Source organism: Secundilactobacillus malefermentans, assembly GCF_008033155.1.
GTDB classification, from domain to species: Bacteria; Bacillota; Bacilli; order Lactobacillales; family Lactobacillaceae; genus Secundilactobacillus; species Secundilactobacillus malefermentans.
In genome coordinates this window covers 94,281-120,626 of the sequence record NZ_CP042371.1, presented here as the reverse complement: position 1 = coordinate 120,626, position 26,346 = coordinate 94,281, and the positions used below count along the sequence as shown (strand labels likewise).

The window sequence follows — 26,346 nt, the reverse complement described above, 5'->3', positions numbered from 1 at the left end:
GTCATTGAGAGTAGGGAGCGTTTGGTCAATTGATAAAATCACAATATAAATGGAATGTTAAAAATGTTGATCAACCATCTGATGAAGCAAAAAAATTAGGTCAGGAATTAGAACTTGATCCGATTATTTGCCAAATATTAATTAATAGAGGCTATGAAGATGCAGATTCAATTCAAAACTTTTTGAATCCGAATCCTGATCAATTAGCTGATCCTTTATTAATGCATGATATGCAACGTGGAATTGATCGTATTGAGGAAGCTGTTTCAAACAGCGAAAAAATAACCGTTTACGGGGACTATGATGCTGATGGCGTCACTAGCACCGCCATTATGTATGAGGCATTGGACCAGCTTGGCGCTGAGGTTGAGTTTTATATTCCAAATCGATTTAGTGATGGTTATGGGCCAAACGTCGAAGCCTTTAAAAAAATAATCGAGAACGGGACAACTTTAATTATTACAGTAGATAATGGGGTTTCTGGTAATGAAGCCATCGCCGCCGCCAATAAGTTGAACTGTGATGTTGTTGTAACCGATCATCACGAATTACCTGAACAACTACCAGATGCTTACGCGATTATTCACCCCAGATTTCCAGGAAGTAACTATCCATTTGGGGGCCTTTCAGGGGCAGGTGTTGCGTTTAAAGTGGTGACCGCACTTCTACAAGAGATACCACAGGACGCACTTGATTTAGTGGCAATTGGGACAGTTGCTGATTTAGTGCCAATGACTGGAGAAAATCGAGTACTCGTTTATTATGGGTTACAAGCAATTTCGCAAACTGCCAGGTTAGGGTTATCAGCTTTGATTAAAGAAGCCAAAATTAATCCTGAAGAACTTGATGAGCAAAGTATTGGATTTGGCATCGCACCAAGACTGAACGCGTTAGGTCGACTAAATGATGCTGCACCAGCGGTTGAGCTCCTAACAACGGTTGATGAAGATCGAGCAACAGAACTCGCTCGAGATGTTGAAAGCCAAAATAAAGAACGACAGGAATTAGTTAAACAAATCAGTTTAGAAGCTGAAGCGCAGGCTGACACAGAAACTAATCGTAACAGCCAAACGTTAATTATTGATGGTAATAATTGGCATGAAGGTGTTTTAGGAATAGTTGCGAGTCGTATCGTTGAAAAAACGGGAAAACCGACCATTGTTTTAAATCGTGATTCTACAACCGGACGGGCCAAGGGATCGGGGAGAAGCGTTGATGGCTTCGATCTTTTTTCTGCTTTAGATGGACATCGTGATTTAATGGTCAATTTTGGTGGTCATGCGATGGCCGTGGGAATGACCACGACTATTGATAACATTAATCAAGTTCGAGAGGCACTTGAGCAAGAAGCCGACAAGCAAAAATTAAGTGAGCAAGAAAGGTCGCAAGTTAAGGTTGCAGCTACGCTAAATTTAGCCGATACAACAATGGACTTTTTCCACTTGATGAAGCGACTTGCACCGTTTGGAACTGATAACCTTGAACCACTTTTTCGATTTGACCCAGACAGTATTTCTGGCGTAAAGGTAATGGGTGCAGATAAAACGCATTTACGTTTTAAATTAGGACAGAATGGGAAATCCTTAGACGCCATTGCGTTTGGAAAAGGATCGCTTGCAAAAGACATTCAGAATGGCCCGAATGACACTGAAATTATTGGTTGCCTAGATCTTAACGTTTGGAAAGGTAGATCTACCCTACAAGTAATGGTAAAGGATGTTCTTGTGAGTGGGACTCAGCTCTTTATTAAACGAACGAATCAATTAAACCAACAAATGTTTCAAAAATCTGGTGTTTACCTCTTTTTCCATAAGAAAATAATGACCCAATTGCTTCCGTTTATAGGAGAGAATGCCCAAGGTATCCTTTTTGAAGATTTTTCAATCCAGCAAGTTAATCCGGAAACGGTTATCTATATTGTTGATTGTCCAGATACAATTGAAGACCTAGGGGGCATTCTTAAACAAGTAAAACCTAGCAAAATTGTGCTGTATTTGTACAAAAAGCAGCCTATTTCGCTTTTGGGGATGCCAGAACGCGCTCAGTATGCTAAACTGTTTAAGTTCGTGGAAACACACAGAAATGTTGATATTGCCCATCAAATGGATGAATTGGCAAAGTATTTAGAAATTAATCGGAACGTATTAGTATTTATGATACAAGTTTTCTTTGAGGTAGGGTTCGTTCAGGTTAGTCAAGGCCTAATGAGTGGCGCTGCTAAACCAAGTAGAGTCGATTTAGCAGCTGCTCCAAGCTATCAATTAAGAGAACAACAAATTGAAACAGAAGAAAAACTACTGCTAAGTAATGCAAATGAGCTAAAAGTTTGGTTGCAAACGCAGCTAGTTTAACGAATTAAAGGAGTTGCTATTTAATGGCATTGGATTTAACCAAATATATTGCGAGTGTACCTGATTACCCAGAAAAGGGCGTTATTTTTCGAGATATTTCACCTTTGATGGCTGATGGCGCGGCTTACCGTGAAGCAACGGATAAGTTGGTCGATTATGCAAAGGATAAAGGTGCTGAAATGGTTGTTGGCCCAGAAGCGAGAGGCTTTATTGTTGGTTGTCCAATTGCCTATGAACTTGGTATTGGCTTCGCACCCGCTCGTAAACAGGGAAAGCTACCTCGAGAGACCGTGAAAGCAACGTATGATCTTGAGTATGGTACTTCAGCTCTTTATCTGCATAAAGATGCTATCAAGCCAGGTCAAAAGGTCCTAGTAACTGATGATTTGTTGGCTACTGGTGGCACAATCAGTGCAACCATTAAACTGGTTGAGGAATTGGGTGGCATTGTTGTTGGAACCGCCTTTATCATTGAATTAAAGGATCTGCATGGTCGTGAAAAGATAAGCGATTACGATATTTTTAGTTTGATGGAATATTAATAATAAAGCGTACTATTTTTGTTAAGTCCAACTTGGCAGAAGTTGTCAAAATTGCTATACTTAATAAGTACGCTACTTATGGAGAGTTGGCAGAGTGGTAATGCAACGGACTCGAAATCCGTCGAACCGGCTTATACCGGCGCGCAGGTTCAAATCCTGTACTCTCCTTACTAAAAAGGGCCTATTAAAGTATGATTATCATACTTTAATAGGCCCTTTTGTTTTATATAAATTTAACTGCAGTTCCATAAGCGGCGACTGATTGCATGTCAGTACCAATTGATCCAGAGTCAAAGCGCATCATAACGACGGCATCGCCGCCCATGTCAGCCGCATTTTTCCTTAAGCGGTCAATCGCAATGTCTCGAGATTCGGTTAGCATGTTGGTGTAATCTTTAATTTCACCGCCAACGACGTTCTTCAATCCAGCACCAATATTCCTAAAAACATTTTTGGATTGGGTTGTAAGGCCAAATACCTCGCCGATGACCTCATATTCTTTACCAGGGATGTGTTCTGTCGTAGTGATTAGTATTTCAGTCATTATGATCTCCTCCTTGTAGTCAGCCATTAAAGCCATCGAAAATTATTTTATCCGTCTAGGCTTTAAATTAAATAAAATTGAAAAGAATAACGTACTTAATATTGTAATCAAACTGAATCGGAAAAGTTTCATTAGAAAACCACCTCATTAAATTATAATATTTTTCCGGTTTCAACTTCATAATACGCTAAAAAAAGAGAAAATTCCAAAAGTTGTGAAAACGTTTTTTCGGGGTTGCGGTGCACTTGAAAAAAAGCACTTTCCCAGTTTAATAGGATTCGTAATTTAAAAATAAAGGCCTTTTTCACTTTAGCGTTTTTTTCCGCATTTGGCCGTTTTTTTCTCATTTGCTTATCCCATGGGAGAGTAAGGATTGTTAGACTCGATTAAAAAACGATTAAAACGAAAGTGAACTTGGAAGCGTTTGTAAGACAACTTGAAAGGGTTTGCAAGAGCACTTTGTTTTTTTGTTCTCATTCATTAGTATAGATTGTAATAAAGCAGAAGGAGTGAACCTATTTGTCCTCATTTTCGAGAACAATTCAGACCCATTTAAGATCGTTAGAAGCATGTAATAAGTTTTTGAAAGAGGAGAATCAAGCAATTTTTAGAGTAAAAGTGATAAATAGTCGAAATAAGGAGGAAATTATGTTGGTAAATGATGGTATGAAATTATTAAAAGAAATGTTGATGAGTGATGGGGAATTACATATTGAGGTGACAATTGAAGGAATAGGCTTGCTCATTAAGAAGGAGTACGCAATAGTCGAGGGTGAATGTAAAATGGTTGATTTTAAAGGGTGGATTGGTGACGAACGTCTTGAATTTGAGGATTTAATGACCACACTGGATGACCAACTACAAATGAACATCAAATTAAAAAAGCCTGGCGTTATCTTTCCAAACTTATTCATCGCATTATAAAAAGCCCTCATCATAATGACGAAGGCTTAAAGCGCGAAAGAGATAATAATCTGTAAAATTCCAAATATGATTAACCACCAATGCGATTTGAGCAATAGCGGTTTTGCGTACCAGGAAACCAGTAACAATATGACAGAGACGAAAGCAAGAAAAATATGGGATAAGAAGAAAATAGCGACCACTGTTGCACCCAATAAAACAATTGATGTGATTGAGATGGACTGTGTTTTTTTCGTAAAATATGGTTCTAAGAAAAAGGCCGTTAGAAACCAAAAAGCAATGAAACTCGTGAACAGTGCATTTGGAAAATAATGATATTGACCATAATAGATGGTAATTGGCACAACAGCTACGACTAAAAGTGAGATAGTAAGTAGGCCAAAATAATTTTGCAGTTGTAATTGCGGGATGCACGAGGCGAATAGCCCGATAATTAGCAAAAGTAGTAACCCAAAGATTGGGAATGTTAACTTTTCAATATCAAGAATAATCGGAATCAAACCGATGATTCCAATCGGCAAGATTAAATTTGAAGAGAAATTAGTATCCATGATAAAAGCAATCAAGAAAGCACTGATCAGACTAAAGGTCATGAGCGATACCGTACGGGTTGTGAGGGAAGATAGAGGATTTGCACCTGTAAATCGAGAAATAATTAACCACCATGCTGTCGTTTCAAGAAAACAGTAGATGAGCATTTCTCGAAGTTTCTTTTGTTTATTTAGTGATCCAAGGTTAAATTTCACTATTAAATTACTCCATAACTTTTAGAATTATAGGCATTATTATAACGCATTTTTTTATTGGTGATAAAGGATTATCCTGTTTAGAAAAATTCGCCGTTACATCAGGGTATTAATTGTGCTAAGATTGTAAAGTTATGAGTTTTCCATTCCCGATAGGATTCACTTCATGTGAAGAAGCCTTGTAACCGTATTTAATCCATAGGGGGAATTTTAAAGTGCAAGAAAAACATTTATTTACTTCAGAATCTGTATCAGAAGGGCATCCCGATAAAATCGCTGATCAAATCAGTGATGCAATCCTAGATGCGATGCTTGAACAAGACCCTGATGCGCGGGTTGCCTGTGAAACTTCAGTTACGACGGGTCTCGTACTCGTTTTTGGTGAAATTTCAACAAAGGCATATGTCGACATTCAACATGTTGTTCGTCAAACCATTAAGAGTATTGGTTACACAGATGGTCGGTATGGCTTTGACGGCGATAACTGTGCCGTTATGGTTGCGATTGACGAGCAGTCACCGGATATTGCTCAAGGAGTTGATGATTCTCTGGAGACTCGTAAGGGTGATGAGGATCCACTTGACCAAATTGGTGCCGGAGATCAGGGTATGATGTTCGGTTATGCAATTGATGAGACACCTGAACTGATGCCACTTCCAATTTCATTAAGCCACCGGTTGATGAGAAAAATTGCTGCGTTACGAAAAGATGGTGTTATCAGTTACTTACGGCCAGATGCTAAGGCTGAAGTGACGGTTGAGTATGATGATGATAATCAACCAATTAGAGTAGACACTGTTGTTCTTAGTACCCAACATGATCCAGATGTTGAGTTAAGCACAATTCGAAAAGACGTTATCGATCAAGTCGTTAAAGCTGTTATTCCAGCTAAGTTACTTGATGATAAAACAAAATTTTTCATTAACCCAACTGGTCGTTTTGTGATTGGTGGACCACAAGGTGATGCAGGCCTAACCGGCCGTAAAATCATCGTGGATACCTACGGCGGTTACGCACGTCATGGTGGTGGTGCTTTCTCAGGAAAGGATGCCACTAAAGTAGACCGTTCAGCTAGTTATGCTGCTCGCTACATTGCAAAAAACATTGTTGCTGCAGGATTGGCTCACCAAGTTGAAGTTCAATTAGCATATGCAATTGGTGTGGCACAACCAGTTTCTATTTCTGTTAATACGTTTGAAACTGGAAACGTTTCGGAAGTTAAGCTAACGAGTGCTATTCGTCAAATTTTTGATCTTCGTCCAGCAGGAATTATTAAAATGCTTGATTTGAAGCGCCCAATCTATAAGCAAACTGCTGCATATGGTCATTTTGGCCGTACAGATATTGATTTGCCTTGGGAACATTTGGATAAGGTTGATGAATTAAAGAAGTTTTTCGATAGAAACTAAAAAAGGACAGCGATAAATTTTGTTTTCTGACAAAATTGTCACTGTTTTTTATTGAGATGAAACACGGAGGTGAAATTTTGGAAAAGAAGAGTAATGTCGTCATTGTGACAATTGCCGTTTTTGTGGCTTCATTCATGTCTGCAATTGAGGGAACCATTGTTTCAACCGCAATGCCAACGATTGTTGGTGATTTGCATGGTGTTTCAATCATGAACTGGATTTTCTCTATCTATCTACTGACAAACGCAATTGCTACACCGATATACGGAAAACTCTCAGATACAATTGGGCGGAAAAAAGTGTTGGTCTTTGGGCTCTCAGTATTTATCATAGGGTCAACTCTCTCCGGTTTATCTGAAAGCATGGGAACGCTTATTATGTGGCGGGCAGTACAAGGGATAGGTGCTGGTGCTATTATGCCAGTGACGTTTACGATTATTGCTGATATTTATCCATTCGAAAAGCGCGCCAAAGTTCTTGGCTTTAACGGAGCCTCATGGGGAATTGCATCTATTGTAGCGCCGTTAATTGGAGGGTTCATTGTTGATCAGTTAACGTGGCACTGGATTTTCTTTATCAACGTTCCAATTGGCATTATTGTCATTGCATTAATTATTATTTTTCATCACGAAACCTTTGTCCCTCGAAAAACAAAGATGGATTATCAAGGGAGTTTATGGCTATCAGTTACCTTGTTAGCAATTATGTATATTTTTCAAATGCTCAGTGAAACGACCATAAACTGGTTCATGGTGGTCGGGACTTTTGTGTTAGCAATTATAACTGGCTATTTATTTATTCGTCGAGAGAAACGAGTTAGCTATCCGATCATTCCTCTTGAACTATTTAAGGACAGAACATTTGTCACTCAAAATTTGGTTGCGGCGCTGATTAGTGGTTATCTTATTGGTTTTGATGTTTACATTCCAATGTGGGCTCAGGGAATCAAAGGTTTGCCAGCTACGATTGCCGGATTTGCTTTAGCGCCTAGCTCAATTATGTGGATGGTGGGGTCCTTTATTGCAGGAAAACTGTTATTGAGTTTGACCCCCAAACGAGTGGTGATGATTAGTCTGACGATTATTTTAATTGGATCTGCTATTTTTGCGCTCTTTCCATATTCAACAGGATTTGGCTGGTTCTACTTAGTCGCCGCAATTTGCGGAACTGGGTTTGGAATTACGATTACAACAACAACGGTTACTGTTCAAAATGAAGTTTCCGCCAAGGACATTGGAATCGCAACTTCATTAAATACGCTTAGTCGAACACTTGGACAAACGCTGATGGTTTCCGTATTTGGAATTGTGTTGAATGTGACCATGGCGAAGGGCGTTAATTCGCATCAATCGACATCCATGTCAATGATGAATAAGTTAATTAATCCTAAAACTGCAACAGATCTTCAGGAAAAACTTTTACCAATTCTACGACATATTTTGTATCAAGGAATTCATTATGTCTTTATTTTGGGAGTTTGTTTGATTCTGATTGCATTTGTAACCAACTGGTTTGATCGACCAGAAATAAAGCAAGATAAGTTAGAGTAGACATAAAAAGGCTTGGCATATTGTAAAATGTGCTAAGCCTTTTGCTTTGTCTGATTAGTAATCCTTAATTAGCGTGAAACTTGGTAAAATTCAAATTTTATTATTTCCATTTGATACCATAGAAAAAAGTTTGAGAAAGGGTTAAAAAAAAGTAACCCAGTAAGAATCCGGCCAATACATCACTTGGATAGTGAACGCCAACATAAATTCGGCTCATTCCAATGATGAGTATCCATATGCATAGGACGAAGATAAGCGGAATTTGAATTTTCTTTGACCTTATCAAATGGCGAATCAGTAGGATAAGGGTTCCAAAGGTTAACATTGCAGTGATTGAATGGCCGCTTGGAAAACTGTATGAAGTTAAATGTAAAAAAGGATTTTCATCCGGACGTGGTCGTTTTACGATTTCTTTGATAATCGAATTTCCCAGGCCGCCCAACAGTAAAACATTAACAAGCAAAAAAGTGGCGTACCGGTAGTTTTTAAAAATTGACGCAATGACGACGATCGCAAACGTCAGAATACCAGCTGGGGTCTGGTTACCAGTTTTAGTCACAAAAATGCCTAGTTGCTTATACGAGTTAAATTCAGGTGCTCGCACATGATTAATAATCCAAGAGTCAAAGACTGAAATCCAATATTGATGCTTACTGACGGCCACCGCTATGATGCAGAACAATAATAATGAAATGATGGCGAACAACCAGCGAATACCGGAAACTTTCCATTCAGTTGTTAGTGAGTTTGATTGCAAAAGGAGTCCTCCCATTCATAAACTAGTCATAGTATAGCACGAAGAAAGTGCCAAATTATCTTGAGCTACCTTGCTTTTTGAGGATAGCTTTGGTAGCATTAGGACATCTTATAAAATTTTAATCTTTAGAGGAATAGTAGGCAAATGATTGCGTTCAGAAACTAAGTGGTTGCTGTGAACTTAGCCCATTCATTAACCGAACTCACCTTGATTGATTTCTGGTTGAATTGTAGTAGATCAGGACGTTTAGTTCGCGTTACGAATTTAAGAGCCCATTTTTTGGGAATCGTAGGTGGTACCGCGGCTAGTTCGTCCTACAAGGAGTGATAACTTCTTGTAGGCTTTTTTTGTATAAATTAAAAAAATTATTTTTATTATTTTGAGAGGGAGCGTTTAAATTTGGCTTATAATCACGAGGTTATTGAACGAAAGTGGCAACACTATTGGAAGGAAAACAAAACTTTCAAGACGTATGATGATTCATCAAAAAAGAAGTTTTACGCACTTGATATGTTTCCTTATCCATCTGGTCAAGGATTACACGTTGGTCACCCTGAAGGTTATACGGCGACTGACATTGTTTCTCGAATGAAACGCATGCAAGGCTATAACGTGCTTCATCCAATGGGTTGGGATGCGTTTGGATTACCTGCTGAACAATATGCGCTCAAAACTGGGCATAATCCTAAGGACTTTACAGCTCAAAATATTAAAACATTTAAACGCCAAATTAAATCACTTGGTTTTTCATACGATTGGGATCGTGAAATTAATACCACGGATCCATCGTACTATAAATGGACGCAATGGATTTTCGAGCAACTTTATAAAAAAGGGTTAGCATACGAAGATAAAATTATGGTTAACTGGGCACCTGACTTCATGGGCGGTACGGTAGTTGCTAATGAAGAGGTTATTGACGGTAAAACAGAACGAGGCGGTTATCCCGTATACCGAGTGCCAATGCGACAATGGGTTTTACGGATTACTGCTTATGCTGACCGACTGATTGATGATCTAGATGATTTGGATTGGCCTGAAAGTATTAAAGAACAACAACGTAATTGGATTGGCCGTTCTGAAGGAGCTAGCGTTTTCTTCAATGTGGCGGGCAGTGATGATCAAAAGATTGAGGTCTTTACGACTAGACCCGATACGTTATTTGGTGCTTCTTACATGGTTTTAGCACCGGAACATGAGTTAGTTGACGAAATTACAACTGACGAACAGCGTGAAGCGGTGAATGCCTATAAGCAACAAATTGAAAGTAAGTCTGATCTTGAACGAACTGATTTAAATAAAAATAAATCAGGTGTATTTACGGGTGCGTATGGGATTAATCCAATTAATGGCAAACAAGTTCCAATTTGGATTGGTGATTACGTACTTGCCTCATATGGGACGGGTGCAATCATGGCCGTGCCTGCTCATGATGAACGAGATTATGATTTTGCCAAGAAATTTGAGTTACCAATTCTTCCAGTTATTGAAGGCGGCGATGTTGCAAACGAAGCTTATACTGGCGATGGTGTGCATATAAACTCCGACTTTTTGAATGGTTTAGGCAAGAAAGAAGCCGTTTCAAAGGCAATCGATTGGTTAGAGTCTCATAATGTTGGTAAGAAAAAGGTTAACTTCCGTCTAAGAGACTGGATTTTCTCTCGACAACGATACTGGGGTGAGCCAATTCCTGTTATTCATTGGGAGGATGGCGAAACAACACTAATTCCAGAAGATGAATTACCGTTGAAATTACCCGCAACTCATCAATTAGAGCCTTCAGGGACCGGTGAGAGCCCATTAGCTAATTTGGATGACTGGGTTAATGTTGTGGATGAGAATGGCCGTAAGGGGAAGCGAGAAACAAATACAATGCCACAATGGGCTGGTAGCTCATGGTACTTCCTCCGCTATATCGATCCACATAATGACAAAGCTGTCGCTGACCCAGAAAAATTAAAGTATTGGTTACCGGTAGATCTTTATATTGGTGGTGCCGAGCACGCCGTCTTACATTTACTTTACGCGAGATTCTGGCACAAAGTCCTTTATGATTTGGGTGTTGTTCCAACTAAGGAACCATTCCACAAGCTTGTTAACCAAGGAATGATTTTGGGAACTAATCACGAAAAGATGTCTAAATCTAAAGGAAACGTCATCAACCCTGATGAAATTGTAAACGCATATGGTGCAGATACTTTACGTATTTACGAAATGTTTATGGGCCCGTTGGATGCTTCTAAGCCATGGAGTACTGAGGGAATTTCTGGTGCGCATAAATGGTTGGACCGCGTTTGGCGACTTATGATCGATGATAATAATCATCTTCGCGACCGCGTAACAACGGTGAATGATCATAAACTCGATAAAATTTATAATGAAACAGTTAAAATCGTGACTGACGATATGACCAATTTAAGGTTTAATGTTGCCATTTCACAGATGATGGTCTTTGTAAACGAGGCGTATAAAGCTGACAACTTGCCAATCATCTATATGGAGGGATTGGTAAAGATGCTTTCGCCAATTGCCCCACATATTACTGAAGAGCTATGGCAACTATTGGGACACACTGAAACAATCACGTATGCCCAATGGCCTACGTTTGATGAGTCTAAATTAGTTGTGGATGAAGTAGAGCTGGCCGTTCAAGTTAACGGAAAAGTTCGTTCTCATATCAAGGTAGCAACTAAGGCAACAAAGGATGAAATTGAAAAGATCGCCTTGGCAGATGAAAATGTTAAGATGCACTTACAAGATGTTACGGTTCGAAAAGTGATTGTTATTCCAAATAAAATTGTGAATATTGTGGTTGGTTAACCACAAAAACTGACTAACATTAGTGGTGAATCATAATTCGACGGAATTATGATTCACCACTTTTATATTCTGTTAAAGTGGAAATGAAGTTGACATGTCGAATTGCTTTTTGGCGCACCTTACGGTGACGTCGTAACAAAAAACGGCAACTTCATCCGGTTCACCAATGAGCTCGCTCGAAGTCTGTTGGCTATTAAAGTCGTGTATTGAAAATTGAGATGAGTGAATCGATGAATACAACTTTTATGTAGGTGGTGTTTGATGATGCTTGATATGGAAATCATATTTGGTATTGATGTCAGTAAACATAGTTCAAACGTAGCCATTTTGATTGATGGCAGGACGTTTAAAGAATTTAAAATAACCAATAACCGACCAGGTTACAAAATACTTGATGATGCGCTTAACAGTTTTAGATCGCCGAAGGTAATTTTTGAATCTTCTGGCATCTATTCCCGAAGTATACGGTCCTTTCTTCAAAGGGAAAATTGGAATTATACGGAAATTAACCCATTAGCAGCAAAAAAAGACATGGATGGGTTTAGGCATAATAAAAATGATCGGTTAGATGCCGTTTCATTAGCAATGGCAATGGCACAACATCATTATCAGTCGACCTTTAAGGAAAAAGCTGTGTATGGCGAGCTTCACGACTTGGAGCGAACCTATCAAGAATTCAACGAAGATATTGTACGAGCTAAAAATCGATTACATCAAAAGTTGCAGCTTACTTTCCCAGAGGTGGAACAATTTATAAGCACGACCGATGGTGCATTGTATTGGCACGTCGTGCAACAATTTCCACATGCCAGCCTTGTATTAGCAATCGAATTACCAGCGTTAGCCCAATTCATTTTAAAGGCTACACCAAAAAACATGAGTGAGAAGCGTGCATTCGCTCTAGCTAGGCATCTTCATGATTTGGCAAGTCAATCTGCCCCCGCAGTTGATTACAACGCTCACGCAGTTCACTCCGTTATTTATCTAGCTAACGAGGTTGAACACTTAAGCGGACTTAAGGCAGATATTATTGAGGAAATGACTAAGATTTCAAGCTTACTTGCCGAAATCCCAATCTTAGAATCAATTCCGGGATTCGGTATTAAAACAGCAGTTTGTCTCTTAGCTGAGTTAGGTGATATTAGCCGATTTCATAGCTCCAATGCCATTAATGCATACGTTGGAATTGATTTGATCCAGTATCAATCTGGGGATTTCGAGATGATGCAGCATATTCGAAAGCGCGGTAATCCATATGCAAGAAAAATATTATTTAAAGCTGTCTTAAACATGATGAGTGTCGCCAAATATCATCCATCGAATATCAGTATTTTTTATCAACGCAAAAAGCAATCTTCTAGTGAATCACACACTAAGAAGATTGCCATAGCTGCGATGGGACGTCTGATTAGGACCATCTACCACCTAATTAAAAATAATGAATTATATGATTCAGCACAATTCTCACCAGAGAAATAAATCATAATTCATTCACACACAATTATAACACCTCAAAAAATCAATAACACCAGAGGTGCTATTTATCATACATTTATTCGGTAATACAATCTATAAAACACGGGAAAAAATCTTAAAGTACTGCTCAAAAAAAAGAGAACCCCATAAAATAGAGGTTTCTCTTGACTAATCGTAGAAAAAAGCTTGAGACTATTTGGTCTCAAGCTTTTCCTTTTTCCATAGGAAGGAAATTAATCCTCTATTAACATCAAAGTTGTTTTTGTGTAATTTGCTATGCTGTGCATTTTCGCCAACGACTTTTAGTTCTTTATATTTCGCAATTCGTCCACGTAATAGAAAGCCAAGTGATCTTGCCGACGTGATTGTGACGACGCCATCAGAGTTAGAGCCGTTTTCCAAATTTCCATAGATATTTAAAACGCGAATATTTCGGGGAATATTTTTTCTCAATCGAAGGAGTCGACGGTATTCCGGATGAACAATCTTTGGACGGCCATTTGCTAAAAGTGCATTTTCATTAGGCTTGTCTTCCCAAAGATTGCTAAGTGGCGCAGTTTGTGGTTGATTTAGCTTATGATTATTGATGATGCCGTCATATGGACCTGCAATTAAGACCAGTTTATTGGGCTTGGGAAGGTTGGGGTTTTTACCATTCAGCAAGCAATAGTATAGAAGGGCATAACTCCCCATTGAATGGCCAACGGCATTAAATCGCTTGATATGGTACCTATTTTTTAAGGACTTAATAACAGATTTAATCCAAGCGGCATCTTTGAACTCGCCAGCCCGATTGTTATCGAATACAATTTCAATGATTGGGTTTTTGACGTGTTGATGATAGTGTCCGATGTAGTTAAGTTTACCGTTGGGCTTAACATGAATGATTAATTCAGTTTTTGCCACGCCAATTTTTTCAGCAGTTTTAACCATTTGTGATTCTGATTTTAAGCTTCCAGTCCATCCGTGAACAAAGAGCGTTGGGGTAGAATTGAAGGAATAAGTTTTCTTAAGTTTCGCTTTTTTTAAATGAATTGTGTTGATACCAAGAACAATCGACACAATTACAACTAGTATTAATAGGGATAGCCAAATTTTACGTCTCAATTGAAATCAAACCGACCTTACTTTTTTAATTTTATATGTATTGCACCCATGATAGCAGACTCGATTTTGAGAAGCTAGTTAAGCTTTTCTAATTGTCGTTGCTAAGTCTTTAAATTCATATTAGAATAGTTAAGATTGATTAATAGAAAGTAGGGTACAAAATGTCTGAGAGTTCAAATCAAGACACTACCAGCAAACCAACTGTTGATGCACAACGACAAATGGTCAATGGCTCCGCCTGGATGACAGCGGGAAGCATTCTATCACGAATACTTGGTGCAATTTACATTATTCCTTGGGGTATTTGGTTTGGTAGCCTCTTCTTTCAAGGTAACGCGCTATTTGCAAAGGGTTATAATATTTACAGTTTCTTTCTAATTGCGGCGATTGCTGGAATCCCATCAGCAATAGCAAAGCAAGTTGCACATTATAATGCACTAAATGAATATGGGGTTGGCGTTCGACTTTACAAGCTTGGGCTAGTATTGGCTGCTGCAACGGGAATCGTTTGTGCCTTGTTACTTTATTTTGGCGCACCCATATTTGCTGGAGACGATAAAAATGTCATTCCGGTTCTTCATTCTCTAGCTTGGGCAGTCTTGATCATTCCAACCATGAGTCTGACTAGGGGCTATTTTCAGGGATATCAGCAAATGGCACCATCTGCGATTTCTCAATTTGTTGAGCAATTAGCACGGGTTATCTACATGTTAGTGACGGCGTTCGTTATTATGCGCGTCATGCACGGTAGCTGGGTAACTGCTGTTTCTCAATCAACATTTGCAGCATTTGTTGGCGCTGTAGCCGGGCTACTCATTCTTGGCGTTTATTACTTACGAAGACGTGATGAATTCCAAGAACTAGTAAGAAACAGTAGCAACGAAATTATTGTTCCAGCAAAGCAGCTTTACCGTGAAATATTACAGCAGGCGGTTCCGTTTATTATCTTGGGAGCTGGAATTACAATTTTTCAACTGATTGATCAATTTACCTTTTTTAGGATTATGAGATTAGCTGCAAATTATTCGCAAGTTTATTTAAATGATTTATTTGCCATGTTCGCTGCTAATTCAAATAAATTGATTATGATTACAGTTTCCTTATCCTCAGCGTTGGCAATAACTGCTGTTCCGTTACTGTCGGAAGCGTATACCAAAAAAGATCACGGTGAAATCAGCCGACAAATTACAAACGTTTTTTTGATGTTTGAATTCATCATGTTGCCGAGCGCCTTAGGAATGTCCGCGATTGCGGGGCCGTTGAATACCGTTTTTTACGGCCATCAACAAGCACAATTGGCAACACAAATTCTGGAATTTTCATCATACGTTTCGATTATTTTAGGACTTTTTACGGTGACTTCCGCTATTATGCAGGGAATTTCACAGAATAAACGGGCCGTCAGATACTTTCTAGTTGGAACGGTTGTTAAGTTTATTGTTCAAGTGCCGGCTGTTTACTATTTGGGTAGTTTTGGACCATTAGTTGCAACGGCTGCTGGATTTATCGTTGCAAATTATCTCATCATTCGATCACTGAATCGTCAATTTGGCTTAAATTACCATGCAATTAGTCGAGACACAAACAGGGTACTCTTGTATTCGTTATTAACGTTTGTGGTTGCTTGGGTAATGACCAGACTTTTGGAAATCTTAGTTAACTGGTTGGGATTAGGCAGTGGTAAAGTCATTAGTTTGATTGTGGTACTGATTGCCGCAGCAATTGGTGGCTACGTCTACGTTTATTTAGCCCTCCACTCAAGATTAGCCGATCGCGTTATGGGGTCACGGGTGGGCCGGTTAAGAACCTTATTTAAAATAAAATAAAAAATACCGTTCAGTTGATAACAATCAGCTGGACGGTATTTTTAGTTAGATGCTTGGTTTTCGTACATGAACTTGGGAATTTCATGAATAATCTGGGTTGGTAAAACAACGTACTGATTTCGAGCAAGCTGCTCTGCAATAGCGCTATGTGTATAAACTGCTGCTTGCACGGCATTGGTCGTGTTTGCAAATTGGGCAGTAAAGCCGCCAATCATTCCTGCAAGGGTGTCGCCCATTCCACCCGTTGCTTGAGCAGGGGTACCTAGCGTATTTTGAAAACACCCAGTTTCGGTATAAATCTCAGTTCGGTGTGATTTTAAAACAACCGTCGCGTTTAACTGGTTTCGAATCTGCTGATTAGCCGTCTCGGTTTGATCGGCAATTTTAATTCCAGATAAGCGTTGCCACTCCATTTGATGGGGCGTAAAAATGAGATTAGTTGTTGGCAAATTCCAATTGTTACTGGCAAGGATTGAGATTGCCGACCCGTCAATGATGACAATTTGCGAAGGCGTAACAGTCGCTAAAACATTTTTTAATTGTTCGACACTATTCGCATCATCACCCAGACCTGGACCGACAACAACGACGTTAGCGCTTTGAATGAGAGAGGTTATTTGCGTGTGCTGGCTGAAATCAGTCACCATTGCTTCTGGTAAGCGGGCATGTAAACTAGCCTGATTAGCTGAATCGGTGATGGTCGTTACTAGGCCAGCACCACTATAAACACTAGCTTCTGAAGCCATAATAATGGCACCCCCGAAGTTTCGATTGCCGCCAATCAAAACAACGCGACCATACGTCCCTTTATAGCTGTCCACTGGCCTCTGGCGAATTGTATTTGGTAAAATTGCCTTTGTTATTTTTTTCATCTAAGCCACTTCCTTACCTTGAGTATACCATGTTAAAAGGAGATTACTGAATGCCTGTTTTGACTTAAGCTATGCTAGAATAAGAGTAGCAAGAATAATATCAGGAGGCCGACTATTTTGGAGATTGATTGGCAGAAAAAAGCAGAAACATACAAGGAACATTATTTATCAGATTTAAAGGACTTAGTCGCGATTGAAAGCGTTCGTGATGATTCTAAAAAATCGACTGATGCACCATTAGGTCCTGGACCAGCAGAAGCACTCAATAAGTATTTAGATATTGCTAAACGCGACGGATTTAAAGTGAAAAATTTAGATAACCTTGTGGGGTATGTAGAGTATGGCGAAGGGGACGAAACCTTGGCTATTTTGGCTCATGCAGATGTCATGCCTGCTGGAAATGGCTGGGATACGGACCCATTTACGCTGACTGAAAAGGATGGAAACGTTTATGGTCGTGGGACTTCAGACGATAAAGGACCGGGACTAGCTGCCTATTATGGGTTAAAGTTAATCAAAGAATTAGGCCTAAAGTTAAATAAAAAGATTCGCTTTATTATTGGGACCGATGAGGAAAGCGAGTGGACGGGAATGACCCATTATTTTGACGTAGAACCTGCGCCAACATTGGGATTTTCTCCAGATGCTGAGTTCCCGCTAATTAATGGTGAAAAAGGAAATGCGTCGTTTACGATTAATACTGCCGGAACCAATGGTGAAGAAGATCGATTGGTTTCATTTGACTCTGGTCTCCGTGAAAATATGGTGCCGCGGGATGCAACTGCCACAATCGAAACGAGTAATAATGAGGAACTAGTTGTCAGGTTTACTAAATTCCTTGACGAGTTGCCAGTGACCGGTGATGTTTCAATTTCGGGAGATGGGGTTGATTTACACGTTATTGGGAAAGCTGCTCATGGAATGGAGCCTAAAAACGGAATTAATGCAGGAACTTATTTGGCACTGTTCCTGCAGCAAGCAACCCGATTAGGTGGGGATGCCGATCGTTACATCAATTTTATTGCTAATCGTCTCCACGATGATTCTAGGGTCTATAAACTAGGATTAACGTATACGGATGATATTATGGGCGACCTAACTATGAACGTTGGGGTTATGAAATTTCAAACTGGTGAAAGTGGCAAAATCATTCTTAACTTTAGATACCCCAAGGGAATGGACGATCAAACGATTTTAACCAAGTTGGAGACTTTTGGCGAAACTGAGGACTTCACGGTTACGGAAGGCAGGACGATGGTTCCCCATTATGTTTCTCTTGAAGATCCAATTGTTAAAACACTTATGACAGTTTATCGTAATCAGACGGGTGATCATCAAGCACAACCAGAAGTTGTTGGTGGTGGAACGTACGGCCGATTGATGGAGCGAGGAGTTGCATTTGGCGCGTTATTTCCACATACAACTGATAGCATGCATCAGGCAAATGAGTTCCAACCAATTAATGATTTAATTCAGGCACTTTCAATTTATGCAGAATCCATCTATGAATTAGCAAAGTAGTGAGTTAAGACAACTAAAGACTGAGGTGATTTAAATGGCAAGTATTCCATATCATAAAATTCTCGTTGGTGTTGATGGTTCAAAGCAAGCAAGGAGAGCAGTTATTAAAGCGATTGCTTCTGCCAAGCGAAATGATGCTGAATTAATCATTGCAACGGTAATTAGCAGTGATAAAGTTGTTGGCATTGGATCGACTCGGGTTGGATTTGGATACGTTGATCAATCAGTACTGGACGGCGTGAAAGAAGAATTTGAAAATCTAGTTGCTAAATACAAGGATATGGCCGTTGAGTCTGGTATTAAAAAAGTACAAACAATTGTCAAATTTGGCAATGCTAAAGTTGAGATTGCGAGTCAACTTTCGACTCACTATGGTGTTGACCTAATTATTTTGGGGGCAACGGGATCAAACGTTGTTGAACGAATGATGATGGGGTCGACAGCCAGTTACGTTGTCACAAATGCAATTTGTGACGTGTTAATTATAAGAACGAACTTGGATAATAAGGTTTTAACGAAGAATCCAAAATTTGAGTAAATAAAAACACCAATCTGAAGTGAACCCCCGGTATTGGACCAAATCCAATACCGGGGGTTTTACTATGACAAAATACACTAAACTATTTAAATTTAAGGTTGTTCAAGACTATTTGACCACTTCGCTCGGACTTAAGTTAATCGCTCGTAAATACCAGATCAAAAGTTATACAACCGTTAATAAATGGATCAGACAATATCAACATTTCGGTACTGAAGGACTTGAAGTTAGAAGACCAGGAAAAGTTTATGATGGCTCCTTTAAGGTAAATGTTTTAAAATGGATGAAAACGAACCAGGCGTCCTTAACTGAAACTGCCCTTAACTTCGATATTTCTGCGCCGTCCACAATCTGGCAATGGCAACGTTCTTTCGAAAGAAATGGTGTTGATGCCTTGTATCGTGGTAAGGGGCAACCAAAGCTAATGCCAACGAATAAACAAAACAAGAAAGTTAAGAAGCAAAGTGAACTAGAACATTTACGCGAAGAGAACGAATTACTAAAGATTGAGAACGAATATCTAAAAAAATTGAAGGCCTTGGTTCGATCACAACAAGACGACGAGCACAAATCATCCAAGAATTAAGGTCGAGCTATAAGCTTGTCAAGATCCTCAAAGTAGTTGGAATGGCCAAAAGTACATACAGCTACGCTGTAAGTCACGTTGCCGTTGATAGCGACAAAGACGCGGGACTTAAACAAACAATTACTGATTTCAAGACTAAGGCTCCTGCGGCGGGTTATCGTCAGGTTACTGGGCAATTACGCGAAATGGGTATAGTCGTTAACCACAAGAAAGTATTACGCTTGATGCGAGAATTAAACCTACTGTCGACTGCCTTTAGTAAACAATCTCGAAAGTATAATTCTTATAAAGGAACGGTTGGCACTATTGCGAAAAACAGACTTAACCGCCGGTTCATGTCAGATCGTCCTTATCAAAAATTAACGACAGACATTACTGAAATTCGTTGGGGCAAGAAAACGATTGAAGAGCGTGCTTATTTTACGTGTATCTATGATTTGTTTTCTGGCGAAGTACTTAGCTATAATATTTCTTTAAATCCAACTGTGACATTCACGACAAAGGTTTTAGAGTCAGCAATCAATCGCATTCCCAAACAATTAGGTTATCGCACAACAATCCATTCAGACCAAGGATTCCAATATCAGAATATTCGTTGGGTTCAGATTTTGAAACGACGTCGAATTATTCAAAGTATGTCTCGAAAAGCAACCTGTTTAGATAACGCCGCAATGGAAAGCTTCTTTCACATAATGGAAGCAGAAGTGTACTATCAAAAAGAGCTCAATACGCTTGAAGAGTTAACTTCAGCAATATCGAGCTGGATTCAATATTATAATTTTTCTAGAATTAAAACAAAACTGGGTGGTAAGAGTCCGGTTAAATACCGAACTCTTACCACCCAGAAAGTTGCTTAAAGTTTCGTCCAATATTTGGGGTTCACTTCAATCAGCTGATTGGTGTTTTTTGTTTATATTGCTTCTGAAATACTTGGCTTACGAATCTTTGCAAGTGCTTCATCTATTTGATCAAGTACAATTTTTTCGTTGCCTGGAACTTCAAGATCGTATTTTTGTAAATCAATCTTGATCTTAGGGCTAATATCATAATTTTTGAACCATTCTTGATAAGCAGTCCAGATCTTTTCGTAGTAAGATTCCAGCTCTGGATTATTGTCAAATTGCTCATAATCTCGTCCACGTTTCTTGATTCTATAAAGAATCGTGTCAAAGTCGCTAGAAGCATACACTAATAAATCAGGTGCTTTCTTTGGTAACTCATCCAGTTCAGTCATCATGTTATCTAGTAATTTAAGATAAACATTCAATTCTGTATCTGAGATGTTTCCTTCAGCATTGTTTTCCTTAGTAAATAGGGCATCCTCATAAATTGAACGGTCTAGGACATTGTTATCGTCTGCTAGAGCCTGTTTAATCATTGCGAATCGCTTGTTTAAAAAGTAAATCTGAAGTAAAAAGCCATACTGTTTTGGATCCTTATAATATAATGGTAAAACTGGATTGTCGCCAACTGGTTCAAAAAATGGTTTTGAATTCAGATGTTTTGCAATCTTTCCTGATAATGTCGTTTTTCCAACGCCAATCATTCCTGCTGTAATAATCACCATGATAGCCCCTCTTTTTATTGAAATCTACAATATATAGTGTAACATATTCTAATTTGACACAACATCTATTTTTGAACTTTTTGAGAATTTCGTTAAAATCTCATCTTTGCCGTAGCTGCGTTACAATGGAGTCGTAATATTAAATATGGAGAGTGAGACATTATTATGACGAAAGCAATTGTATTTTTTGATTTAGATGGAACCCTGTTTGATGACGATAAGCACATTTTGCCGTCAAGTTTAGTAGCCATCCATCAATTACAGCATAAAGATATTTTACCAGTTATTTCGACCGGTAGGAACATTTTTGAAATTAAATCATTGCTAGACGAAACTGGAATTGACTCGGTTGTGAGTGCAAATGGAAGCTACGTTCAGTACCGTGGTCAAAAGTTGTTGGCTGAAACACTTGATCCAAAGCTAATTGAAGAGTTTACGGATTTTGCAACGCAGCAAGGTGACGTGGTGGGCTACTTTAATAATCGAGGAGTTAGATTAAATAAAGAAAATGACTTAACCAGGGCAAACTTTAAAGCACTTAGACTAACCGCAAAAGTTGATCCAAAGTTTTATTTAAAAGAGCCTATTAATTTTATGAACGTCTTTAATACAGATAAAGAAGGACTATATCAGACCCAGTTTAAAGATAAACTATCACTTGTCCGAAACAATCCACGAGCTTTAGATACGATGAAATTTGGTGTTTCTAAAAGAACCGGGATTGAGGCATTATTAAAGACCGCCCATTTGGATGGGGTTCATACCTACGCGTTTGGGGATCAATTAAATGATTTGCAGATGTTTGATGTCGTTGATACGCCGATTGCAATGGGGAATGGGCACAAATTGGCTAAAGAGAAGGCAGCATACATTACGACAACGAATATGGATGATGGTATTGCAAACGGATTGAAGCATTTTAAATTAATCGGATAATAAAATAAAAAGGCGGTGGCAATTTTTAGTTGCCACCGTCATTTTGTTTAATAGGTTGTTTTTTCTTGTTTATTGGCTTCTAAATTAACTTTTTTCCCGCAAACAGTTATTATTGCTGGCTTTTCTGATTTGACAGTCACTAAATGATGACTAATTGAAAAATCAAACCAGTTCCCCCTAAACGCTTCTTTAAAATGAATCGTCGTCCATTCATCCGGCAGCTTTGGTGAGACAGATAATTGGTTATTTTCATAATGAACGCCACCATAATCACGAGTTTCAATCAGAATAGTGGCGCCCATCACGCCTAGGTGAATTCCTTCAGCGGTAGTTCCACCCTGAATATCATAATAGTCTGAAAAGAGGGCGGTCGAGAAGAATTTCCAAGATTGATCCATGTTTTGATCCATCGCGGTTAGAACTGCATACACAATTCTGGAGAGCGTTGAACCGTGAGTCGTTCGATCTAAATAGTACTGAATATTTCGAGTTAGATACCCGTTCGGCAGTTTGTAACCCAGTTTCTGAATAACTGCCTCAACTGATTTAGGACTAATCAAATGGTAAGCCATAAGAGCGTCTGCCTGCTTTGCTACTTGATAGGCATCAGGTGATTTACCTTCTGATTTTAAGAGCCGATCCATTCTTGAAATATCTCCGTACTTTCTTCGATAAGCATCGAAGTCGAGTCTTGGGAGTTTGAAGTAATTTTCAAATTGGGCAATGATGCCAGATGAATTTATGCTTAGTTTTAATTTTGAAGAAATATCTGTCATCTTCACTAGATCCTCATGACTGAATTTGGATTTATTTTCCACAGTGGTGAGAATTTTTTTATCAATTTTAGGGGCTATTTCTAAAATCTGGTCGAATAGCCAAGCAACCATGATATTTGTATAAGCGTTGTTTGTTAGGCCAGGCTTATCAGAGTTAGGGTAGTTTTCATGAAACTCATCCGGACCCATCACTCCAGAAATATTATAGCGTTTTTCTTTGGAATCATAGTGACTCATACTAATCCAAAATTTGGCAATGGAGAGAAGCATTTCAAGACCATATTGGTTCATAAAAGTGGTGTCGCCAGTGATGTTGACGTAATAGAGCACATTGTACGCAATGGCAATTGAAACATGCCGCTGCAAGCGACTGTTATCTGGATCCCATTGGTGGGTAACTGGGTTTAAATGAACAAACTGAGATTGCTCGTCACCTTTTAATCCAGATTGCCACGGGTACATGGCACCTTCATGGCTTTCGCTCTTGGCGTAGTCACGGGCTGCATCAAGGCGATTATAGCGGTACATCAATAAGGATTTAGCAATTTTAGGATAGTGAAGCGCATAAAATGGCATGAAAAACATTTCATCCCAGAAAATATGACCCCGATAGGCTTCACCATGTAATCCACGGGCGCCAATTGATGCATCTAACTTGCCAGATTCCTTTGCAGCTCCAGAAATCATTAAATGGTATAGATTGACACGCGTCAGTTTTTGACTGCTAATGTCATTTTCAATTTGGATGTCGATTTTTTTCCAGGTATCAGTCCAATAGGTTGTCGTATCTTTAGAAATAGCATCAAATAATTGATGGGGTAAATCAGCCGTTGTTGCCGCAGCTAAATCGCCTTTTGTTTCAAGGCTTGTGTGAACAGCTACTGTTTTTTCAAAAGAAAATGACTGACCAGCTGTAACCTGAACGGAAGCAACTTGAAGAATTTGCTGCTTATCGTTCGTTGTTTGAATTTTTAGCTTGTCCGTTGATTCAGAAAGGGACAGGGTACTTCCCACGCAAAATTGGATCTTTGACTGCTTTGTTTGTCCCGCCAACAGGACAACATTATCCTGACTGCTCATGCTTGTGACATCAATGTGGTGCTGGTCAAAATCTTGGTATCGTTCTACATTACCGTTGATTACAGCCGCATCAATTTTTGAATAAACTTGTAGACTCCCGGTAAAATTGACTGGGGTTATGTCATATTTGATTGAAAATCGGTGCCAATTGACCATATCCGCAACTTTTGTGGTTTTTATTTCAAGCAGGTGTCCGGTTGATAGTTGAATGAGCATGGACGTGCTTAACTGACCATTTTTAAGATCCAAACTACGGTATATTTCCTGAATATCATCTTTATCAATTTTGAACGGATTTTGATGATCAACGCCAAAGGAGAGATACTGCGCATTTGGTAGATTTACTAAATCTTCATTGGTCACTTGACGTCCATTTATGTTCGTTGTCAGTTGATTATAGACGCCAGCAACATACATGCCAGGGTAATTATTGGAATCAGCGTTTGCTTCAACGTAAGCACCTCTTAGTCCCAAGTAACCATTACCAATGGTCAGCATTGCCTCCTGCCCATAGTTACGTTTACCGTTATATTGCCCAAAGTAGTCGAGATGCCACTCATTATACTTTTTCTTCTGAGAAACAGCTTCGGCCAGTCCCGATGTGTTGACAGCTTGCTCGCTAACGACTGGAATATTTAGCATGTTTGTGAGAGCAAGTCCCATATCAATTTGCTGATGATTAATGCCAACAATCGTGTCTGAAAAGTTATAAATCAGCGGATCTTCAATAATACCAGCGTCAAAAGACAAGCCAGCTAGTGCAATCTTAATTTTTTCAAGATTCTCACCAATTTTCTGTTTCTTATCATACGCAATCATAAATTTCCGAAAGGGCGGTTGATTATCCTTTTCAGAGTATGATAATTCCATTGATTCATGCATGACCTTCAGTGAAACTGTTCGCATTTAATTACCTCCGTATTCTTATAAACCTTCTAGTTTAATGTTAGGTCTGAAATTGGCATTATTCAACTGTTGTGACTCCAATAAAAAAACCAGGAATGTAGTATGGATCTACATTTCTGGTTTCGATAACGGTTATTTTGATTGCTTTTCTAAAAGTTCCTTAATATCCTTTAAGTAGCTTTCGGTGGGTGTCGGTGCAGCCTGTTGTTCTGGAGATTTGCGAGTCACTTTGTTGATTGCTTTAACCATTAGAAAGACAACGAAGGCGATAATGAGGAAATTTACGATTGCATTGAGAAAAGCACCATATTTAAATTGAGCACCACCAACCGTAAAGGCCAGCTTTGTGAGATTCATTCTTCCTAAAAAGATTCCTAACAAGGGATTAATTAAATTAGTCGTTAAAGACGTGACGATTGCAGTGAACGCGGATCCGATGATGACCCCAACGGCCAGATCGATGACATTCCCACGCGCAATAAACTCTTTAAATTCTTTCAGCATAAGCAGTCTCTCTTTCGTTTGTATTGTTACGATTAGTTTAACGAAGGTTATGTGAGCTTTGCAAGCTTTTTGAAAGGAAAATGTATGTAAGTAAATCATTGAGGTTCCCATAGAAATGTGGAAATTCCGCGTGAATTACCGTAGAATAGGACGCATAACGTGGGATAGTGAGGAATTAAAATGAGTAAATACAAAATGATTGTGACAGATTTAGATGAAACGCTCTTGCAAGCAAATGGCGACTTGTCTTTGGTTAATGAGCAGGCAATCAAACGGGCAATCAATGCTGGCACGATTTTTGTGCCCAACACCGGCAGAGCATTTGATTCTATTCAACCGTTACTTTCACAAATTGGGTTAATTAATAAGCGAGATAATTTTGTTATCTCATTTAACGGTGGGGCAACAGTAGAGAATTTTAAAAACAACGTCCAAATTTGTCATCCGCTCTCTGATTCAGTAGCGGAAAGAATTTTTAAAATAGGGCTAGGTTTTAGAGGAACCTCGGCACATATTAATACCTTGGATCAAATGTTTGCATACGGGGTTGGTCCGGACGAAAAACATTATTTACAAACGCGAGGCGTCTTTTACCAGAATATGAGTGAACCTGATATCAAGCGGATTGGAAATCGAACAATCATGAAAGTCATCTTTAACCACTCGGATCCTGAGATTCGAACTAAAGTCCACGATGCCGTCTTAGCAGAGTTAAAGGGTCAGGTTGTGGCGACATATTCATCAAATCGATACGTAGAGTTTAATCCATTTGGCGTTAACAAAGGAACTGCGACCCTGGAGTTGGCTCAGAAATTAGGCATTAAACCGTCAGAGGTAATTGCGGTTGGGGATAATTTCAATGATTTACCCATGATTGAGAAGGCCGGGTTAGGGATTTGTGTGTCAAACGGTCGTGATGAGGTTAAAAAAATCGCTAATTACGTCACTGAAGCAGATAATGAGCATGGTGCAATTGCTGAGATAATTAATAAATTCATTTTAAATTAA

General features: G+C 39.1%; 21 protein-coding genes, 1 tRNA gene, 1 riboswitch and 1 other annotated feature. Of the genes, 14 read left to right on the top strand and 8 right to left on the bottom strand.

Going from position 1 to position 26,346, the window contains the following annotated elements; all coding sequences use genetic code 11:
* Positions 1-29 precede the first annotated feature (29 nt).
* The 3 genes from recJ to FGL90_RS00600 all read left to right on the top strand — a co-directional run bounded on the left by recJ (position 30) and on the right by FGL90_RS00600 (position 3,061).
* Entirely contained in the window at positions 30-2,351 is a 2,322-nt protein-coding gene (recJ, locus tag FGL90_RS00610; RefSeq protein ID WP_147656466.1) for a single-stranded-DNA-specific exonuclease RecJ, read from the top strand.
* A gap of 23 nt (positions 2,352-2,374) precedes the next feature.
* The gene (locus tag FGL90_RS00605) at positions 2,375-2,893 is read left to right on the top strand and encodes an adenine phosphoribosyltransferase (protein ID WP_029327562.1); all 519 of its coding nucleotides are present in this window, start codon (positions 2,375-2,377) and stop codon (positions 2,891-2,893) included.
* Positions 2,894-2,973: 80 nt separating this feature from the next.
* A tRNA-Ser gene (locus FGL90_RS00600) sits at positions 2,974-3,061 on the top strand.
* A 55-nt stretch (positions 3,062-3,116) separates the two neighbouring features.
* Here FGL90_RS00600 and FGL90_RS00595 read toward each other — a convergent pair.
* Positions 3,117-3,437 carry a heavy metal-binding domain-containing protein gene (locus FGL90_RS00595; protein WP_010620031.1) on the bottom strand — a complete coding sequence of 107 codons (321 nt, stop codon included), beginning with the start codon at positions 3,435-3,437 and terminating at the stop codon, positions 3,117-3,119.
* Between the two features lie 648 nt (positions 3,438-4,085).
* On the opposite strand from FGL90_RS00595, the gene FGL90_RS00590 reads away from it, so the two are divergent.
* The gene (locus tag FGL90_RS00590) at positions 4,086-4,361 is read left to right on the top strand and encodes a hypothetical protein (RefSeq protein WP_029327561.1); all 276 of its coding nucleotides are present in this window, start codon (positions 4,086-4,088) and stop codon (positions 4,359-4,361) included.
* A gap of 26 nt (positions 4,362-4,387) precedes the next feature.
* Here the strand turns inward: FGL90_RS00590 and FGL90_RS00585 are convergent, their stop codons facing one another.
* Entirely contained in the window at positions 4,388-5,107 is a 720-nt protein-coding gene (locus tag FGL90_RS00585) for a hypothetical protein (RefSeq protein WP_010620028.1), read from the bottom strand.
* 127 nt (positions 5,108-5,234) lie between these two features.
* A riboswitch (SMK box riboswitch) is annotated at positions 5,235-5,325 on the top strand.
* On the opposite strand from FGL90_RS00585, the gene metK reads away from it, so the two are divergent.
* On the top strand, positions 5,323-6,516 hold the full coding sequence (metK, locus tag FGL90_RS00580; protein ID WP_010620027.1) for a methionine adenosyltransferase: 1,194 nt from the start codon (positions 5,323-5,325) through the stop codon (positions 6,514-6,516). Its footprint overlaps the riboswitch before it by 3 nt.
* Before the next feature lie 56 nt (positions 6,517-6,572).
* Entirely contained in the window at positions 6,573-8,066 is a 1,494-nt protein-coding gene (locus FGL90_RS00575; RefSeq protein ID WP_033445234.1) for an MDR family MFS transporter, read from the top strand.
* Positions 8,067-8,166: 100 nt separating this feature from the next.
* Here the strand turns inward: FGL90_RS00575 and FGL90_RS00570 are convergent, their stop codons facing one another.
* A complete protein-coding gene (locus FGL90_RS00570; RefSeq protein WP_010620025.1) occupies positions 8,167-8,823 on the bottom strand; it encodes a phosphatase PAP2 family protein in 657 nt (218 codons plus the stop codon).
* A gap of 116 nt (positions 8,824-8,939) precedes the next feature.
* Positions 8,940-9,143 (top strand) — a binding site (T-box leader).
* Positions 9,144-9,222: 79 nt separating this feature from the next.
* On the opposite strand from FGL90_RS00570, the gene leuS reads away from it, so the two are divergent.
* The gene (gene leuS / locus FGL90_RS00565; RefSeq protein WP_010620024.1) at positions 9,223-11,643 is read left to right on the top strand and encodes a leucine--tRNA ligase; all 2,421 of its coding nucleotides are present in this window, start codon (positions 9,223-9,225) and stop codon (positions 11,641-11,643) included.
* A gap of 261 nt (positions 11,644-11,904) precedes the next feature.
* On the top strand, positions 11,905-13,122 hold the full coding sequence (locus FGL90_RS00560; RefSeq protein ID WP_147656464.1) for an IS110 family RNA-guided transposase: 1,218 nt from the start codon (positions 11,905-11,907) through the stop codon (positions 13,120-13,122).
* A gap of 189 nt (positions 13,123-13,311) precedes the next feature.
* On the opposite strand, the gene FGL90_RS00555 is transcribed toward FGL90_RS00560, so the two are convergent.
* Positions 13,312-14,226, bottom strand: coding sequence for an alpha/beta hydrolase (locus tag FGL90_RS00555; protein ID WP_050899322.1), 915 nt, complete (start codon positions 14,224-14,226; stop codon positions 13,312-13,314).
* A 161-nt stretch (positions 14,227-14,387) separates the two neighbouring features.
* On the opposite strand from FGL90_RS00555, the gene FGL90_RS00550 reads away from it, so the two are divergent.
* Positions 14,388-16,052: a putative polysaccharide biosynthesis protein gene (locus FGL90_RS00550; protein ID WP_147656462.1), complete on the top strand. Its 1,665-nt coding sequence runs from the start codon at positions 14,388-14,390 to the stop codon at positions 16,050-16,052.
* A 41-nt stretch (positions 16,053-16,093) separates the two neighbouring features.
* Here FGL90_RS00550 and FGL90_RS00545 read toward each other — a convergent pair whose 3' ends face one another.
* On the bottom strand, positions 16,094-16,924 hold the full coding sequence (locus tag FGL90_RS00545; protein WP_147656460.1) for an NAD(P)H-hydrate dehydratase: 831 nt from the start codon (positions 16,922-16,924) through the stop codon (positions 16,094-16,096).
* A gap of 117 nt (positions 16,925-17,041) precedes the next feature.
* Here FGL90_RS00545 and pepV point away from each other — a divergent pair, with 117 nt between their 5' ends.
* The 3 genes from pepV (at position 17,042) to FGL90_RS00530 (ending at position 20,426) form a co-directional block, all read left to right on the top strand.
* Complete coding sequence (pepV, locus tag FGL90_RS00540; protein ID WP_147656458.1) at positions 17,042-18,445, top strand: dipeptidase PepV; 1,404 nt, start codon at positions 17,042-17,044, stop codon at positions 18,443-18,445.
* 34 nt (positions 18,446-18,479) lie between these two features.
* Entirely contained in the window at positions 18,480-18,983 is a 504-nt protein-coding gene (locus FGL90_RS00535) for a universal stress protein (protein WP_010620019.1), read from the top strand.
* Positions 18,984-19,047: 64 nt separating this feature from the next.
* Positions 19,048-20,426, top strand: a protein-coding gene (locus FGL90_RS00530; RefSeq protein WP_147656456.1) for an IS3 family transposase whose coding sequence is annotated in 2 segments (ribosomal slippage) — positions 19,048-19,537 and positions 19,537-20,426 — 1,380 coding nt in all. Because the reading frame shifts where the segments join, the coding sequence is not laid out codon by codon here.
* A 53-nt stretch (positions 20,427-20,479) separates the two neighbouring features.
* On the opposite strand, the gene FGL90_RS00525 is transcribed toward FGL90_RS00530, so the two are convergent.
* Positions 20,480-21,136 carry a deoxynucleoside kinase gene (locus FGL90_RS00525; protein ID WP_147656454.1) on the bottom strand — a complete coding sequence of 219 codons (657 nt, stop codon included), beginning with the start codon at positions 21,134-21,136 and terminating at the stop codon, positions 20,480-20,482.
* A gap of 165 nt (positions 21,137-21,301) precedes the next feature.
* On the opposite strand from FGL90_RS00525, the gene FGL90_RS00520 reads away from it, so the two are divergent.
* Positions 21,302-22,072 carry a Cof-type HAD-IIB family hydrolase gene (locus FGL90_RS00520; RefSeq protein WP_010620016.1) on the top strand — a complete coding sequence of 257 codons (771 nt, stop codon included), beginning with the start codon at positions 21,302-21,304 and terminating at the stop codon, positions 22,070-22,072.
* Between the two features lie 47 nt (positions 22,073-22,119).
* On the opposite strand, the gene FGL90_RS00515 is transcribed toward FGL90_RS00520, so the two are convergent.
* Positions 22,120-24,834, bottom strand: a complete 2,715-nt coding sequence (locus tag FGL90_RS00515) for a glycoside hydrolase family 65 protein (RefSeq protein ID WP_010620015.1) — start codon at positions 24,832-24,834, stop codon at positions 22,120-22,122.
* Positions 24,835-24,966: 132 nt separating this feature from the next.
* On the bottom strand, positions 24,967-25,338 hold the full coding sequence (gene mscL / locus FGL90_RS00510; protein ID WP_147656452.1) for a large-conductance mechanosensitive channel protein MscL: 372 nt from the start codon (positions 25,336-25,338) through the stop codon (positions 24,967-24,969).
* A gap of 180 nt (positions 25,339-25,518) precedes the next feature.
* Here mscL and FGL90_RS00505 point away from each other — a divergent pair, with 180 nt between their 5' ends.
* Entirely contained in the window at positions 25,519-26,346 is an 828-nt protein-coding gene (locus FGL90_RS00505) for a Cof-type HAD-IIB family hydrolase (RefSeq protein ID WP_147656450.1), read from the top strand.